The sequence below is a fragment of the Enterobacter cloacae complex sp. XAL002 genome, assembly GCF_049236805.1.
In the GTDB taxonomy this organism is placed as follows: domain Bacteria; phylum Pseudomonadota; class Gammaproteobacteria; order Enterobacterales; family Enterobacteriaceae; genus Enterobacter; species Enterobacter intestinihominis.
Map to the genome: position 1 here is coordinate 30,926 of NZ_JBMKJN010000018.1, position 13,738 is coordinate 44,663.

The window sequence follows — 13,738 nt, forward strand, 5'->3', positions numbered from 1 at the left end:
CGGCCCTGTCTCCTTTGATCCTGTTATTTTTAACAAGTGGTGACGTAAGGTCCGAATAGTTTCGTCTTGTAGGAATGGATATGGCAGGTCTCTACATGTACATTATCTTCATAGACATAAGCTGTCAGATGCTCGTATGATTTAGGCGCACTACCACCCTTATGCCACAAATTCGACTTTAGATAAAGATTCAAATTCGCATCGGAGACACCTTTTTTAATACGATCATTTGATGAATTTATTAAAGCCACATCAACCCTTGTTTTTAACTCATCGAAAGACTCCATTGCCCGTTGTGCATCTGTTATTGGTTTCCAGGTAGTGCACGGATCTTGGTCACACACATATATGTTTGCAATGGACTGATTCGCAAAAATAATTACGATTGCCAGAGAAACTAATATGATTTTGAATGGATTAACCATACGAAATCACCTCCAGTAAGTTGTATGGGTAATAGTGGAAGCTGAAATCACTAAGAGTTAGTTATATAGGCTGCAATGTGCAGCCTATACTTTGTAACCAAAATTATTTACGCGGGTTGATCATTTCTTTGAAACGCTCAATGAGATTTAAATACTCTTCCGGTTGCTCAGTGAATCGCTTCGCATATTCAGCGATACTTTCAGGAGATACGAACAGGTATGTATTCGCTTCTTGCAGTTGTTCAAAAGTAGTCGAAACTGACTTGTGGCATGGAGAGTTCGTAAAGGTGCTATGCGATTTTTTAGACGCAAAGAACAAGCGCACTGTGACGCTTGGGGCACCAAAAAGCTCTTCACAGATGAAAAGGAGATGTCCGATCTTAGCTTCTTCCGCACGTTCAGACGCCTGAAACTCACCATTAACTGCACTCAGAACGCCTTTGGCAATTTCCATTGCGCTGCCAGAAGTCAGCCCTGGCAGCAACTGCTGAACAATCTGGGTATTTACAGTAACGCCGCTATTTTTAATCGTCATCATATTTCTGGTTTTCTGTACTTCAACAAAGAAGCCTGATTTGCCAATGACCGAGCGCCAGGTGTCATAGTCAAACAGTGATTTTTCACATGCGTTTAACCCTGCCGTCATTGCCGCGAATAAAACCGTTACACTATCGAATAGTTTTTTTGTTTTTTCGGTTAGTTCTGGTGAAGTTGAAACATAGAAAATGTTACCCGTCTGATTCATTCTGAATTGAGCGTCTTTTTCGATATCACCCCGATCATTGGTGAATAACATTTGCGCTTGTTTTTGGGCAAGTTCATGAGACTGGAATTTATATTCAGAGAGAGGTGCTGAGCCGCCTTCGTACATTGTATTGATGCTTTTAACCGCTTCTTCTACGATGTTCATACATATATCCTTATATCAGGTGGGACGAGTGAGGGCATAAGATTAAATAGATCTACTTATAGCTTCTATTTTTTTAAGCCCCTGCCTACGGATATTAATATGCTCGTTAGAAATGTCTTAGAATGTGATGGGGGTCTTAAAAATGACTCAATTATCACAAAAACAGATCAATTCTTGGTGATTAATTGGCTTGGTGAATATAACTCTCTGGGTTTATAACTTTCAATGATCTTTTTTATTACTTTTTGAGCGCTAAAGCACAGCAATAATATTGTTGACGCGATTTCGATTATCATCCTTACATGATATTTTTTGCTGGTTATCGAACTCATGCACCGTAAAGCCATTATCGCGGTAGAGCTCGTATAAGCTGGGCGCACCATTATTCGTAATGATGGTAATTGCCCCACGCTGGTGGGCTGCTTTCCGATACTCCACCATTAGCTCCTTCTTATCAAGCGGAACGAACCTCCGGAGTAATGAGTAAACCCCTCTTTGCCCGGGACAGGGCTTTATCAAAACCTTGATGAGCGGGAGACGCTCTTACTTTCGTGCGACACTCATGTATTGAGTAACAAAAAAGCCACTCAATAGAGTGGCTTAACTTGATGATTCTAAAGCTAAAATTTGGTGGCCCCTGCTGGACTTGAACCAGCGACCAAGCGATTATGAGTCGCCTGCTCTAACCACTGAGCTAAGGGGCCGTGGCGGTGAATTATAAAGTAACTCCCCTCATCAATCCAGCCATTCACACCTGCCTGCTGTTTTTATAAACAACGCATAATCAATCCTTTATACTTATCTTAAGATGCATAGACAGGAGTAGAGATGATCAATGATATTCTGGCCCCTGGCCTGCGGGTGGTGTTCTGCGGAATCAACCCGGGCAAGTCCTCGGCGCACACCGGTTTTCACTTTGCTCATCCGGGAAATCGCTTCTGGAAGGTGATCCACCAGGCCGGTTTTACCGACAAACAGCTTAAGCCGGAAGAAGAGCAGCAGCTGCTGGATACGCGCTGTGGCATCACCATGCTGGTCGAGCGTCCAACGGTGCAGGCGAGCGAAGTAAATCTGCATGAGCTGCGTACTGGCGGGCGGGAACTGGTGAAGAAGATTGAAGACTACCAGCCCGCGGCGCTGGCGATCCTCGGCAAGCAGGCCTACGAGCAGGCGTTCAGCCAGCGCGGTGCGAAGTGGGGTAAGCAGAACATTACCATTGGCGTAACGCAGGTGTGGGTGTTGCCGAATCCGAGCGGGCTGAACAGGGCGACGCTGGACAAGCTGGTGGAGGCGTATCGGGAACTTGATGAGGCGCTGGTGGTGAGGGGGCTTTAGCTCCTCTGCGGCCTGATGCCCTCACCCTGGTCCTCTCCCACAGGGAGAGGGAATGAACAAAAAAAAAGCTCCCGATTGGGAGCTTTTTGCTGTTTACATGGGTTAGTCGTCCAGGAAGCTACGCAGCACTTCAGAGCGGCTCGGATGGCGCAGCTTACGCAGCGCCTTCGCTTCGATCTGACGGATACGTTCGCGGGTCACGTCAAACTGTTTACCCACTTCTTCCAGCGTGTGGTCGGTGTTCATATCGATACCGAAACGCATACGCAGCACTTTCGCTTCACGGGCGGTCAGGCCAGCCAGCACGTCGTGCGTAGCGGCACGCAGGCTCTCGGTGGTGGCAGAGTCCAGCGGCAGCTCGAGGGTAGTATCCTCGATGAAATCACCCAGATGCGAATCTTCATCATCACCGATTGGCGTTTCCATGGAGATTGGCTCTTTAGCGATTTTCAGCACTTTACGGATCTTGTCTTCCGGCATCAGCATGCGTTCAGCCAGCTCTTCCGGCGTCGGCTCGCGACCCATCTCCTGCAACATCTGGCGAGAAATACGGTTGAGCTTGTTGATGGTCTCAATCATATGCACCGGAATACGGATGGTGCGCGCCTGGTCTGCGATAGAGCGGGTGATCGCCTGACGGATCCACCAGGTAGCATAGGTGGAGAACTTGTAACCACGACGGTATTCAAACTTATCTACCGCTTTCATCAGACCGATGTTGCCTTCCTGAATCAGATCCAGGAACTGCAGGCCACGGTTGGTGTATTTCTTGGCGATAGAGATAACCAGACGTAAGTTCGCTTCAACCATCTCTTTCTTAGCACGGCGGGCTTTCGCTTCACCGATAGACATACGACGGTTGATGTCTTTCACCTGCTCGATGGTCAGGCCGGTCTCTTCTTCAATCTGATGCAGCTTTTGCAGGCCGCGCTGTACGTCTTCTTTCACGTCGTGCAGCTTTTCAGACCACGGCTTGTTCATCGCGATAGCGGCGTTGAACCAGGTTTCGCTGGTTTCATTGCCGGTGAAGAGGGTGATGAAATTCTTCTTCGGCATTTTGCACTGTTCAACACACAGCTTCATGATGATACGTTCCTGGGTACGTACGCGATCCATCATCACGCGCATGCTGTTCACCAGGTAGTCGAACTGTTTTGGCACCAGGCGGAACTGTTTGAACACTTCCGACAGCTTAAGGATCTCTTCCTGAGCGGCAGCATGGCTGCGGCCTTTCGCTTTGATGGTGTCACGCGTCACTTCGTACTGAGTACGCAGCTCGGCAAACTTCTCGCGCGCCAGTTCAGGGTCGATGCTGTTGTCGTCGTCGCTGCTGTCGTCGTCTTCTTCTTCATCTTCGTCTTCGTCGTCATCCATCTCTTCCTGAGACAGCTCAGAACCGACGTGAGTGGCGGTTGGCGCCATATCTTCTTCAGCGTTCGGGTCGACAAAGCCAGTGATCAGATCGGACAGACGCGCTTCTTCCGCTTCAACGCGATCGTACTGCTCCAGCAGATAGGTAATCGCTTCCGGGTATTCGGCAACAGAGCACTGAACCTGGTTGATCCCGTCTTCGATGCGTTTTGCGATGTCAATTTCGCCTTCGCGGGTCAACAGTTCAACGGTACCCATTTCACGCATGTACATGCGGACCGGGTCAGTGGTACGCCCGATTTCAGATTCCACGCTGGACAGTACCTGTGCAGCAGCTTCTTCCGCATCTTCGTCAGTGTTGTTGGAGGTTTCAGCCAGCAACAGATCATCGGCATCCGGTGCTTCTTCCATCACCTGAATGCCCATGTCATTGATCATTTGGATGATATCTTCGATCTGATCTGAATCGACGATATCTTCCGGCAGATGGTCATTGACCTCGGCATAGGTCAGATAGCCTTGCTCCTTACCGCGTTGGACAAGAAGTTTCAGCTGTGACTGCGGGTTTTGCTCCATAAGACGGTATCCACACTTAATTCGTTTGATTGGTGTCGGCGATAGGGCTGCCAACCTTTAAAGCGAGGGCGTACTTATATTTTTGCCGCTGCCTCTCAGTGCGGCTGCCGGGGGCTTCCCGATCGATATTCGGCACTTAAGCCGTTAAATTTTTTATTTCTTCGCCAGTTCCTGGTTAATCATCCAGAGCTCCCGGCGTTCTTCGCTGCTTAAGCCATGGGTGCGCTCGCGAGCTATCAACTCTTCCTGGCGCAACTCAAGCATCGAATCAAACATATGGTTGAGTGAGTCGGTGAACGTTTTTTCTGCGATATCCTTATCTGCTATATCGTCCCACATCGACAGTTTTTCAAGGGTAGCGGCCTCTTTTGTGCCGCGATAATGCTCTAAAAGTTGTCCGGTGGTCAGACCTGGCTGCGACAAACAAGTGTTGACCAATTCTGAAAATAAGCCAAGTCCGGGCAATTTTTCGTGGTTCAAACCCGCCAGTGACGGCACTTGCGGAGCAAGTTCGGGGTTTTGCACCAGCAACCCTATCAGTATACGCATGGTTGTGCGTTTTAGCTGAGGCGCGGGGCGTACCGTGCCGTTTTCAGCCTGTTTAGGCATTAAACGTTCAAGCTGGCTGTCATCCAGAATGCCGAGCTTGTTGCCTAACTCCTGACGCAGATAGATGCGCAGCGTTTCGCCGGGCACCTGGCTGATTAACGGCAACGCCAGCGTGCTGAGCTGCGCGCGCCCGTCAGGGGTACTCAAATCCACCTGCGGCATCAGGCTGTTAAACAGAAACGTGGAGAGCGGCTGAGCCTGCTCCATCCGCGCTTCAAATGCCGCTTTGCCCTCTTTACGCACCAGCGTATCCGGGTCTTCACCGTCGGGCAGGAACATAAAGCGTAGCTGACGCCCGTCGGTCATATACGGCAACGCGGTTTCCAGCGCTCGCCAGGCGGCGTCGCGTCCTGCGCGGTCACCGTCGTAACAGCAAATCACGTTGTTGGTGACGCGGAACAGCAACTGGATATGGTCCGCCGTGGTGGACGTTCCCAGCGACGCAACGGCATAGTTAATGTCGTACTGCGCCAGCGCAACAACATCCATATAGCCTTCGACGACCAGAAGACGCGGAGGTTCCGCATTATCCTGCTGTGCCTCATAAAGACCGTAAAGCTGGCGGCCCTTATGGAAAATATCGGTTTCCGGGGAGTTAAGGTATTTCGGCAGGGCATCACCCAGCACGCGACCACCAAAACCTATCACCCGGCCACGCTTGTCGCGGATCGGGAACATCACCCGTTCACGGAAGCGGTCGTAGCTTCGTCCCTGGTCGTTGGTGACCAGCATGCCTGCGTCGATGAGGGATTTACGATCTTCGCTATTGCCGCCAAAACGCTTTAACACGTTGTCCCAGCCGGGCGGGGCGTAACCAATAGCGAAACGCGCAATCACATCGTCGCTCAGTCCGCGCTTGTTCAGATACTGACGCGCAGGCTCAGCCGCAGAGTGCTTAAGAGACTGTTGGTAAAACGAATTCAGGCCATCCATCAACTGATATAGCGTTTGCCGCTGATGGCGCTCGATCTGACTTGGCCCACTGCCTGCTTCATATGGCACTTCAAGGTTATGCATCGCCGCCAGCTCTTCGACGGTTTCAACGAACTCGAGCTTATCGTAGTTCATCAAAAAATCGACGGCATTACCGTGTGCGCCACAGCCGAAGCAATGGTAAAACTGCTTTTCACCGTTTACGGTGAAAGAGGGGGTTTTTTCGTTATGGAACGGACAGCACGCATGGTAGTTCTTGCCCTGCTTTTTTAGCTTCACCCGCGCGTCGATGAGATCGACGATGTCGGTTCTGGCAAGCAGGTCATTGATGAAAACGCGTGGGATTCTTCCGGCCATATGCCCCAAAAATTTAAGCGACTTATAAACGAAAACAAGCCGCGCATTCCTTCCGGAAGCACGGCCTTACGACTACAACTCTGTCTGTCAATTGAGGGCTGTGGCCCTCAACAGATTAGTACAGACGAGTACGGCGTGCGTTTTCGCGAGCCAGTTTCTTCGCGTGACGTTTCACAGCGGAAGCTTTAGCGCGCTTACGTTCGGTCGTTGGTTTTTCATAAAACTCACGACGACGAACTTCAGCCAGAACACCTGCTTTCTCGCATGAACGTTTGAAGCGACGCAGTGCTACGTCGAACGGCTCGTTTTCACGTACTTTAATTACCGGCATGTAACTCTCACCTTTAATAAATTCGGTTTGCCGCTGGCATCAACGCCAGCTTATTTCAAAATGGTGCGGAATTTTACTGCAAATGCTGCTGCTTTGTAAAGCACCGATGCGATTTTGAAAGGGACTTTTATAAGGGGGAAGAGTATACACGAGGCTTCTTCCTGGGGCGAACAAAGTTTTACATCAACCCGCCCAGGCTCTACACTGCGCGGTATTGAAACGAGGTAAAACAAGTCATGCGTGTACTGGGTATTGAAACATCCTGCGATGAAACCGGCATCGCGATTTACGACGACGAAAAAGGGCTTCTGGCCAACCAACTGTATAGTCAGGTGAAATTGCACGCTGACTACGGCGGCGTCGTGCCTGAACTGGCCTCTCGTGACCACGTGCGTAAAACGGTTCCCCTGATTCAGGCGGCACTGAAAGAGGCCGGGTTAAGTGCAAAAGATATTGATGCCGTGGCCTATACTGCAGGACCGGGCCTGGTTGGCGCGCTGCTGGTCGGCGCAACGGTAGGGCGTTCGCTGGCCTTCGCGTGGGACGTTCCGGCCATTCCGGTTCACCATATGGAAGGACATCTTCTGGCTCCGATGCTGGAAGCCAATCCGCCAGCGTTCCCGTTTGTGGCGCTGCTGGTCTCCGGCGGTCATACGCAGCTGATTAGCGTAACGGGCATTGGCAAGTATGAGCTGCTGGGCGAATCGATCGACGACGCGGCCGGTGAAGCCTTCGACAAAACCGCCAAGCTGCTGGGCCTGGATTATCCTGGCGGCCCGATGCTGTCGAAAATGGCCGCGCAGGGAACGGAAGGGCGCTTTGTCTTCCCGCGTCCGATGACCGATCGTCCGGGGCTGGATTTTAGTTTCTCCGGTCTGAAAACCTTCGCGGCGAACACCATTCGCAATAACGACGACAGCGAGCAGACGCGTGCCGACATCGCCCGCGCGTTCGAAGATGCGGTGGTGGATACGCTGATGATCAAGTGCAAGCGTGCGCTGGATCAGACGGGCTTTAAGCGCCTGGTGATGGCCGGTGGCGTGAGCGCCAACCGTACGCTGCGCGCGAAGCTTGCCGAAATGATGCAAAAGCGTCGTGGGGAAGTGTTCTACGCGCGTCCGGAATTTTGTACCGATAACGGGGCGATGATCGCCTACGCCGGGATGGTGCGCCTGAACGCTGGCGCCACGGCTGACCTGAGCGTGTCCGTGCGTCCGCGCTGGCCGCTGGCGGAGCTGCCTGAGGCGTAAGTCTTTTGCCCGGTGGCGCTGCGCTTACCGGGTCTGCAAAAATCGTAGGCCGGGTCAGGCGAAGCCGCCACCCGGCAATAAACCGCACTACATCCGCAGCATCCCTTTCTCTTCCAGAAACGCAATAATCGTCGCCAGCCCGTCACCCGCCTTCAGGTTGGTAAAGGTCCACGGACGCTCGCCGCGCATGCGATTAGTGTCGCGCTCCATTACCTCCAGCGACGCCCCCACGTACGGCGCGAGGTCGGTTTTATTGATCACCAGAAAATCGGATTTGGTGATCCCCGGCCCGCCCTTGCGCGGGATTTTTTCCCCTTCGGCCACGTCGATCACGTAGATGGTGAGGTCCGCCAGCTCCGGGCTGAAGGTCGCGCTCAGGTTATCCCCGCCGCTTTCGACGAAGATCAGATCCAGATTGCCGAACTTCTCGCTCAAGGCTTCCACCGCTGCCAGGTTCATTGAGGCATCTTCGCGGATGGCGGTGTGCGGACAGCCGCCCGTTTCCACCCCTACGATGCGCTCTGGCTCAAGCGCACCCGCCTCGGTCAGGATGCGCTGATCCTCTTTGGTGTAGATATCGTTAGTCACCACCGCAAGATGATAGGTGTCGCGCATCGCCTTGCAGAGCGCTTCCAGCAGGGCGGTTTTGCCCGACCCTACCGGGCCGCCCACGCCAACGCGCAGGGGATGTTTGTAATCAGCCATATTGACTCCTCAGGAACGGAATAGTCGTGAATATTGGGTTTCGTGGCGTGCGGAGGCGATGGCGGACAGCGGTGTAGCTGCCCCCAGCGCGTCGTCGCCACGTAAAAATGCCTGTTCAAACCCGGCGGCAAAATGGTCGCTCAGGTCGATAATCAGCTGTTGTGCGGCCTGCTGCCCAAACGGCACCAGCTTGACGCCCGCCATCACCGCGCTCTCAATCCAGCTGTAGCCGAGGCTCAGCGCCAGCTCGCGCGCGCTAATGCCCCAGCGCACGCCGAGCCACGCCATACCGCCGAGCTGGCTCTGCATCAACAGCGGCAGCCATTCTGGCAGGCAGGCGGGTTCCCAGCTTTTAACCAGGCGCGTAAAGGCCGCGCCGCGGTTGCGTTCTTCCTCGCGCAGTTCGCGCGTTTCCCGACAGGCGAGCAGGTATGCCGTCCAGCGTTTTGCTGCCGCGACGTCCTGCTTCTCGCAGGCATGATACAGGCGGATAAACAGCGGCAGGTCGACGCAGAAAAAGCTCTGCTCCATTTGCTGGATCTGCCAGCGCCTGAAGGCCTCAGCGTCCGTGATCCACCCGGCCTCGACAGCCCACTCCAGCCCCTGTGACCAGGTATACGATCCGACCGGCAGGCTACTGCTGGAGAGCTGCATCAGGCGCAGCCGCTGGCGGGCGTGCTCCATCAGCTCATCAGCGCCAGCAGGGCAGAGACGATCAGCCCGCCGCCGAAGGTCTTACGCAGGCCGTCGTGACGGCGCAGCTGCAGCCCTGCCGCGAAGCTGGCGCATAGCACCGTGGCACTGGCTAACATAAATCCGCTGGTAAAGAGCCAGAAGCTGTGGCCGGACATCTCCACGCCGTGCGCCCAGCCATGGAACATCGCCAGGGCTGGCACTGCCAGCAGCAGGCGATTTTCAGTCTTAAACATTATCACGCCGCAGACCGCCAGCGAGGCGATAATCAGCATCTCCATGCCGCTAAAGCCGCCGAGCAGGCTGCCCGCAACGGCGCCAGCCAGCATCATGCCGAGCGTTGCTAACGGCAGCAGCAGCTTGCGGCCGCTCAGGGCGGACAGCACGCCAGCCCCCGTCAGCATCAGCAGGTGATCCAGCCCGGTCAGCGGATGGAGAAAACCTGCCTGAAAGCTGTCGGTTCCGTGCCCGGGATGGGCAAGCGCCGGAACGGAAAAGGCCAGCAGAAACAACGGCAAATATTTACGCATGATGAGTCCTTAATGTGAATGAGCGTGGGAGTGGCCATGGCTGTGGGCATCGCTGGTGTAAGCGCCCGCTTCCGGTTCAAAGGGCAGGCTGGCGAAGGCCACCTCCAGCCCGAACTGACGTAGCATGTCGTCGAGAACGTGATCGTGGTGGTAGCGCAGTTCGCCGGGCATGATTTGCAGCGGTACGTGGCGGTTGCCCAGGTGATAACAGGCGCGGGCGAGCAGGAACGGGTCGGCACAGCGCACCACGGAAACCGACTCCGGGGCGGCGATCACTTCGATCACTTCGCTGCCATCGTCGGTAGTCAGCAGGTCGCCCCCGCGCAGCAACAGGCCGCGCGGCAGCATTAGCCCGGCTTCGCGACCGTCGTTCAGCGCCACGCGGGCGCGGCTTTTCACCCGCACGTCAATCGGCAGCGTGACGCTGGAGGTAATCGGGTGCGCGTGGTCCAGGCGTTGGGTCAGATAAATCATCATCACTCCTCAAAACAGGAAATAGCGTTGTGCCATCGGCAGAACGTCAGCCGGTTCGCTGGTAATCAGTTCGCCGTCGACGCGCACCTCGTAGGTTTGCGAGTCGACGGTGATGTTCGGTTGCAGAGCGTTGTGGATCATGTCCGCCTTTTTCACCGTCCGGCAGCCTTTCACCACCGCCGTGGCGCTTTGCAATCCGAGCCGCTGCGGAATGCCGCTGGCATCAGCGGCCTGCGAGATAAACGTCAGCCGCGTGGCGTGGCGCGCGGCGCCCAGCGATCCAAACATCGGGCGGTAATGCACCGGCTGCGGCGTGGGGATCGAGGCGTTGATATCGCCCATCGGTGCGCAGGCGATCATCCCACCTTTGACGATGGTGGCGGGCTTGACGCCGAAGAACGCCGGGGACCAGACCACCAGGTCCGCCAGCTTGCCCGCCTCAATAGAACCGACCTCATGGGCGATGCCGTGGGTAAGAGCCGGATTAATGGTGTATTTGGCGACATAGCGCTTCACGCGGAAGTTGTCGTTCTCGCCTGTCTCTTCCGGCAGTGCGCCGCGCTGCACCTTCATGCGGTGCGCCACCTGCCAGGTGCGGATAATCACTTCCCCCACGCGGCCCATGGCCTGTGAATCTGACGAGGTGAGCGAGAACGCGCCGATATCGTGCAGCACGTCTTCGGCGGCGATGGTTTCCCGACGAATACGGGATTCCGCAAACGCCACGTCCTCTGCGATATCCGGGTCGAGATGGTGACAGACCATCAGCATGTCCAGGTGCTCGTCGATGGTATTCACCGTGTAGGGCAGCGTCGGGTTGGTGGAGGAGGGCAAAATATTCGGGTGCGCGCAGGCGGTGATGATATCCGGCGCATGGCCGCCGCCCGCCCCTTCGGTGTGGAAGGTGTGGATGGTGCGCCCGGCGATGGCGGCCAGCGTGTCTTCGACAAAACCGGACTCGTTCAGCGTGTCGCTGTGCAGCGCCACCTGAATATCCATCTCTTCAGCGACCTCCAGCGAGCAGTTGATTGCCGCAGGCGTCGCGCCCCAGTCTTCGTGGATCTTAAGCCCGATGGCGCCAGCCGCGATCTGCTCGCGCAGCGCGTCCGGGTTTGAACCGTTCCCTTTGCCCAGCAGGCCAATATTCACCGGCAGCGTATCGGCGGCCTGCAACATGCGGGCGATATACCACGGCCCCGGCGTGCAGGTGGTGGCGTTTGTACCTGCCGCAGGGCCGGTGCCGCCGCCGATCATGGTGGTGACGCCGGAGACCAGCGCCTCTTCCGCCTGCTGCGGACAGATCCAGTGGATGTGGGTGTCGATCCCGCCAGCGGTGACGATCTTCCCTTCGGCGGCGATCACCTCCGTTGCCGCGCCAATCGGGATCGTCACGCCGGGCTGAATGTCCGGGTTTCCGGCTTTGCCGACGGCGAAGATCCGCCCATCTTTTATGCCGATATCCGCTTTCACAATCCCCCAGTGATCGACAATCAGCGCGTTGGTGAGCACCAGATCCACGCAGTCGTCGGCGGTCATCTGCCCCTGTCCCATGCCGTCGCGGATCACTTTTCCGCCGCCGAATTTAACCTCTTCGCCGTAGATCGTGAGATCGTCCTCCACTTCGATCCACAGCTCGCTGTCGGCCAGCCGCACTTTATCCCCGGTAGTGGGGCCGAACATATCGGCATACGCCTGGCGTGAAATCTCAGCCATGTTTCACCTCGCCCATGACCTCGCCGCGAAAACCGAAAATGCGCTGCGCGCCCGTCACCTGCACCAGCGCCACTTCCCGCTTCTGGCCGGGCTCGAAGCGCACGGCAGTACCGGCCGGGATGTTGAGTCGGTAACCTCGGGTGGCTTCGCGATCGAATTTCAACGCCGGGTTGACCTCGTAAAAGTGGTAATGCGAGCCGACCTGGATCGGCCTGTCGCCGTGGTTTTCCACGATCACACTTCGGGTTTCGCGCCCGACGTTGAGCGCAATGTTGCCGGACTGGATCCTGTCTTCGCCTGGGATCATCACGCGCTCCTTACACGATCGGATTGTGGACGGTGACGAGCTTGGATCCGTCCGGGAAGGTGGCTTCCACCTGGATATCCGGGATCATCTCCGGCACGCCCTCCATCACCTGATCGCGCGTCAGGACGTGGCGGCCGGCTTCCATCAGCGAGGCGACGGTTTCGCCATCGCGCGCGCCTTCCATAATAAAGGCGCTGATCAGCGCGACCGATTCCGGGTAGTTGAGCTTTACCCCGCGCGCGAGGCGGCGTTCGGCAACCAGCGCGGCGGTGAACAGCAACAGCTTGTCTTTTTCTCTGGGAGTCAGTTCCATAGCGTTTCTCTTATGTCTGCCAGATACGCGGCGAACAGGCGGTTTTGGGGGTTAAAAGCGGGCGAAGCGACTGCCAGATATCGCGCATCACCCGCTGGCAAATGAGGTTGTCGTGGGAGAGAAAACGCACCGACAGCAGGTCGTCGGTGAGCGTCGCCCCGCCAAAGTTTTCCAGCGGGGCGAGCCGCTCGCGCACTGTATCAAGATGTGCTTCCCGGGCCGGGTAGAACAGCAGCGTGCCGACCCACGGATGGCCTGCGACGGGCGACAGATCGCCATCGCTAAGATGCAGTCGCTCAATCAAACGCGGCTCGCCATCCACCCACACCTCAAGGCGGCTCTCCAGCGTGCCGTGGCTGAAGGATTCGTTTATCACCGGACGGCCCAGACAGTACAGCTCCCACGCCAGCAGCGTGCTGGTGGCCTTAAGGTGGAAGACGGAACGCAGCGCGGCGTTAGCGCCGGGGAAAATTATGGTGTCCTGCGGCAGCCACTCCAGCGTGGCCTCTTCGTCGAGGTAAAAATGCTGATTCAGACAGGCCTGCGGGCCGCTGCTGCGATAGAACTTGCTGGCGCCGGGCATGGTGATGAGGGCATGGCTTTTGGCGTCGAGCCGCACGGAAATATCCAGCGTATCCCCGCCCACAATCCCGCCTGGTGGATGCAGCAGGTAAAGATGGCAGGTCTCGCCTTCAGGGTAAAACGGGCGCTGAACGGTGAGCGGCCCGGTGTGACGCGCGGAATGGAGGAGGGTTTTTTCAGGGGTATAACAAAACTGGAGGGCAAGCGTGGCCTGCCAGCCTTTGTATGAATTATCAGTGACCTGAGTTGCTAACATGGTGCTTCCACTTCCGCACTATCGAGATACGTTTCAGTATGCCCTGGCGGAAATGAAGGCTGTCATAT

The 13,738-nt window shown here is 55.7% G+C and carries 15 protein-coding genes and 1 tRNA gene; 2 read left to right on the forward strand and 14 right to left on the reverse strand.

The features are described from left to right. Positions 1-29: 29 nt before the first annotated feature. The 3 genes from ACOT0L_RS16970 to ACOT0L_RS16980 all read right to left on the reverse strand — a co-directional run bounded on the left by ACOT0L_RS16970 (position 30) and on the right by ACOT0L_RS16980 (position 2,039). A complete protein-coding gene (locus ACOT0L_RS16970) occupies positions 30-425 on the reverse strand; it encodes a hypothetical protein (protein ID WP_023298673.1) in 396 nt (131 codons plus the stop codon). 103 nt (positions 426-528) lie between these two features. Further along, positions 529-1,335, reverse strand: a complete 807-nt coding sequence (locus ACOT0L_RS16975; RefSeq protein ID WP_045622953.1) for a hypothetical protein — start codon at positions 1,333-1,335, stop codon at positions 529-531. Between the two features lie 628 nt (positions 1,336-1,963). Next, positions 1,964-2,039 (reverse strand) — tRNA-Ile (locus ACOT0L_RS16980). A 124-nt stretch (positions 2,040-2,163) separates the two neighbouring features. Here ACOT0L_RS16980 and mug point away from each other — a divergent pair. Continuing rightward, the gene (gene mug, locus ACOT0L_RS16985; protein WP_023298636.1) at positions 2,164-2,670 is read left to right on the forward strand and encodes a G/U mismatch-specific DNA glycosylase; all 507 of its coding nucleotides are present in this window, start codon (positions 2,164-2,166) and stop codon (positions 2,668-2,670) included. 102 nt (positions 2,671-2,772) lie between these two features. Here mug and rpoD read toward each other — a convergent pair whose 3' ends face one another. The 3 genes from rpoD to rpsU form a co-directional block, all read right to left on the reverse strand. Next, entirely contained in the window at positions 2,773-4,617 is a 1,845-nt protein-coding gene (gene rpoD / locus ACOT0L_RS16990; RefSeq protein WP_006812010.1) for an RNA polymerase sigma factor RpoD, read from the reverse strand. A 153-nt stretch (positions 4,618-4,770) separates the two neighbouring features. After that, positions 4,771-6,516 (reverse strand): DNA primase, encoded by a 1,746-nt coding sequence (dnaG, locus tag ACOT0L_RS16995; RefSeq protein ID WP_003862574.1) that lies wholly within the window; start codon positions 6,514-6,516, stop codon positions 4,771-4,773. A gap of 115 nt (positions 6,517-6,631) precedes the next feature. Beyond that, entirely contained in the window at positions 6,632-6,847 is a 216-nt protein-coding gene (gene rpsU, locus ACOT0L_RS17000; protein WP_001144069.1) for a 30S ribosomal protein S21, read from the reverse strand. A 236-nt stretch (positions 6,848-7,083) separates the two neighbouring features. On the opposite strand from rpsU, the gene tsaD reads away from it, so the two are divergent. Beyond that, positions 7,084-8,097 carry a tRNA (adenosine(37)-N6)-threonylcarbamoyltransferase complex transferase subunit TsaD gene (tsaD, locus tag ACOT0L_RS17005; RefSeq protein WP_022649449.1) on the forward strand — a complete coding sequence of 338 codons (1,014 nt, stop codon included), beginning with the start codon at positions 7,084-7,086 and terminating at the stop codon, positions 8,095-8,097. Between the two features lie 87 nt (positions 8,098-8,184). On the opposite strand, the gene ureG is transcribed toward tsaD, so the two are convergent. From ureG to ACOT0L_RS17045, 8 genes are read right to left on the reverse strand one after another with little or no spacing between them, the layout of a single operon-like run. Further along, positions 8,185-8,802 carry an urease accessory protein UreG gene (ureG, locus tag ACOT0L_RS17010; RefSeq protein WP_023298635.1) on the reverse strand — a complete coding sequence of 206 codons (618 nt, stop codon included), beginning with the start codon at positions 8,800-8,802 and terminating at the stop codon, positions 8,185-8,187. 9 nt (positions 8,803-8,811) lie between these two features. Further along, positions 8,812-9,486, reverse strand: coding sequence for an urease accessory protein UreF (locus tag ACOT0L_RS17015; RefSeq protein WP_126503826.1), 675 nt, complete (start codon positions 9,484-9,486; stop codon positions 8,812-8,814). Next, complete coding sequence (locus ACOT0L_RS17020) at positions 9,486-10,025, reverse strand: HupE/UreJ family protein (protein ID WP_126503824.1); 540 nt, start codon at positions 10,023-10,025, stop codon at positions 9,486-9,488. The genes ACOT0L_RS17015 and ACOT0L_RS17020 overlap by 1 nt, the downstream gene beginning before the upstream one ends. Before the next feature lie 9 nt (positions 10,026-10,034). Beyond that, complete coding sequence (gene ureE / locus ACOT0L_RS17025) at positions 10,035-10,499, reverse strand: urease accessory protein UreE (protein WP_126503842.1); 465 nt, start codon at positions 10,497-10,499, stop codon at positions 10,035-10,037. 9 nt (positions 10,500-10,508) lie between these two features. Beyond that, positions 10,509-12,212 (reverse strand): urease subunit alpha, encoded by a 1,704-nt coding sequence (gene ureC, locus ACOT0L_RS17030; protein WP_126503822.1) that lies wholly within the window; start codon positions 12,210-12,212, stop codon positions 10,509-10,511. After that, positions 12,205-12,519 carry an urease subunit beta gene (locus tag ACOT0L_RS17035; protein ID WP_421637268.1) on the reverse strand — a complete coding sequence of 105 codons (315 nt, stop codon included), beginning with the start codon at positions 12,517-12,519 and terminating at the stop codon, positions 12,205-12,207. The genes ureC and ACOT0L_RS17035 overlap by 8 nt, the downstream gene beginning before the upstream one ends. A 10-nt stretch (positions 12,520-12,529) precedes the next feature. After that, entirely contained in the window at positions 12,530-12,832 is a 303-nt protein-coding gene (locus ACOT0L_RS17040; protein ID WP_003862556.1) for an urease subunit gamma, read from the reverse strand. Positions 12,833-12,842: 10 nt separating this feature from the next. Beyond that, positions 12,843-13,670, reverse strand: a complete 828-nt coding sequence (locus ACOT0L_RS17045) for an urease accessory protein UreD (protein WP_046620802.1) — start codon at positions 13,668-13,670, stop codon at positions 12,843-12,845. Positions 13,671-13,738: the final 68 nt, after the last annotated feature.

What these genes read in the sequence shown, in the direction of transcription:
- ACOT0L_RS17020 (WP_126503824.1), bottom strand. Translation starts at nt 10,025, where the DNA reads ATGCGTAAATATTTGCCGTTGTTTCTGCTGGCCTTTTCCGTTCCGGCG.
- ureG (WP_023298635.1), bottom strand. Translation starts at nt 8,802, where the DNA reads ATGGCTGATTACAAACATCCCCTGCGCGTTGGCGTGGGCGGCCCGGTA.
- ACOT0L_RS17040 (WP_003862556.1), bottom strand. Translation starts at nt 12,832, where the DNA reads ATGGAACTGACTCCCAGAGAAAAAGACAAGCTGTTGCTGTTCACCGCC.
- dnaG (WP_003862574.1), bottom strand. Translation starts at nt 6,516, where the DNA reads ATGGCCGGAAGAATCCCACGCGTTTTCATCAATGACCTGCTTGCCAGA.
- ACOT0L_RS17015 (WP_126503826.1), bottom strand. Translation starts at nt 9,486, where the DNA reads ATGGAGCACGCCCGCCAGCGGCTGCGCCTGATGCAGCTCTCCAGCAGT.
- rpoD (WP_006812010.1), bottom strand. Translation starts at nt 4,617, where the DNA reads ATGGAGCAAAACCCGCAGTCACAGCTGAAACTTCTTGTCCAACGCGGT.
- ACOT0L_RS17045 (WP_046620802.1), bottom strand. Translation starts at nt 13,670, where the DNA reads ATGTTAGCAACTCAGGTCACTGATAATTCATACAAAGGCTGGCAGGCC.
- ACOT0L_RS16970 (WP_023298673.1), bottom strand. Translation starts at nt 425, where the DNA reads ATGGTTAATCCATTCAAAATCATATTAGTTTCTCTGGCAATCGTAATT.
- tsaD (WP_022649449.1), top strand. Translation starts at nt 7,084, where the DNA reads ATGCGTGTACTGGGTATTGAAACATCCTGCGATGAAACCGGCATCGCG.
- ureC (WP_126503822.1), bottom strand. Translation starts at nt 12,212, where the DNA reads ATGGCTGAGATTTCACGCCAGGCGTATGCCGATATGTTCGGCCCCACT.
- ureE (WP_126503842.1), bottom strand. Translation starts at nt 10,499, where the DNA reads ATGATTTATCTGACCCAACGCCTGGACCACGCGCACCCGATTACCTCC.
- ACOT0L_RS17035 (WP_421637268.1), bottom strand. Translation starts at nt 12,519, where the DNA reads ATGATCCCAGGCGAAGACAGGATCCAGTCCGGCAACATTGCGCTCAAC.
- rpsU (WP_001144069.1), bottom strand. Translation starts at nt 6,847, where the DNA reads ATGCCGGTAATTAAAGTACGTGAAAACGAGCCGTTCGACGTAGCACTG.
- ACOT0L_RS16975 (WP_045622953.1), bottom strand. Translation starts at nt 1,335, where the DNA reads ATGAACATCGTAGAAGAAGCGGTTAAAAGCATCAATACAATGTACGAA.
- mug (WP_023298636.1), top strand. Translation starts at nt 2,164, where the DNA reads ATGATCAATGATATTCTGGCCCCTGGCCTGCGGGTGGTGTTCTGCGGA.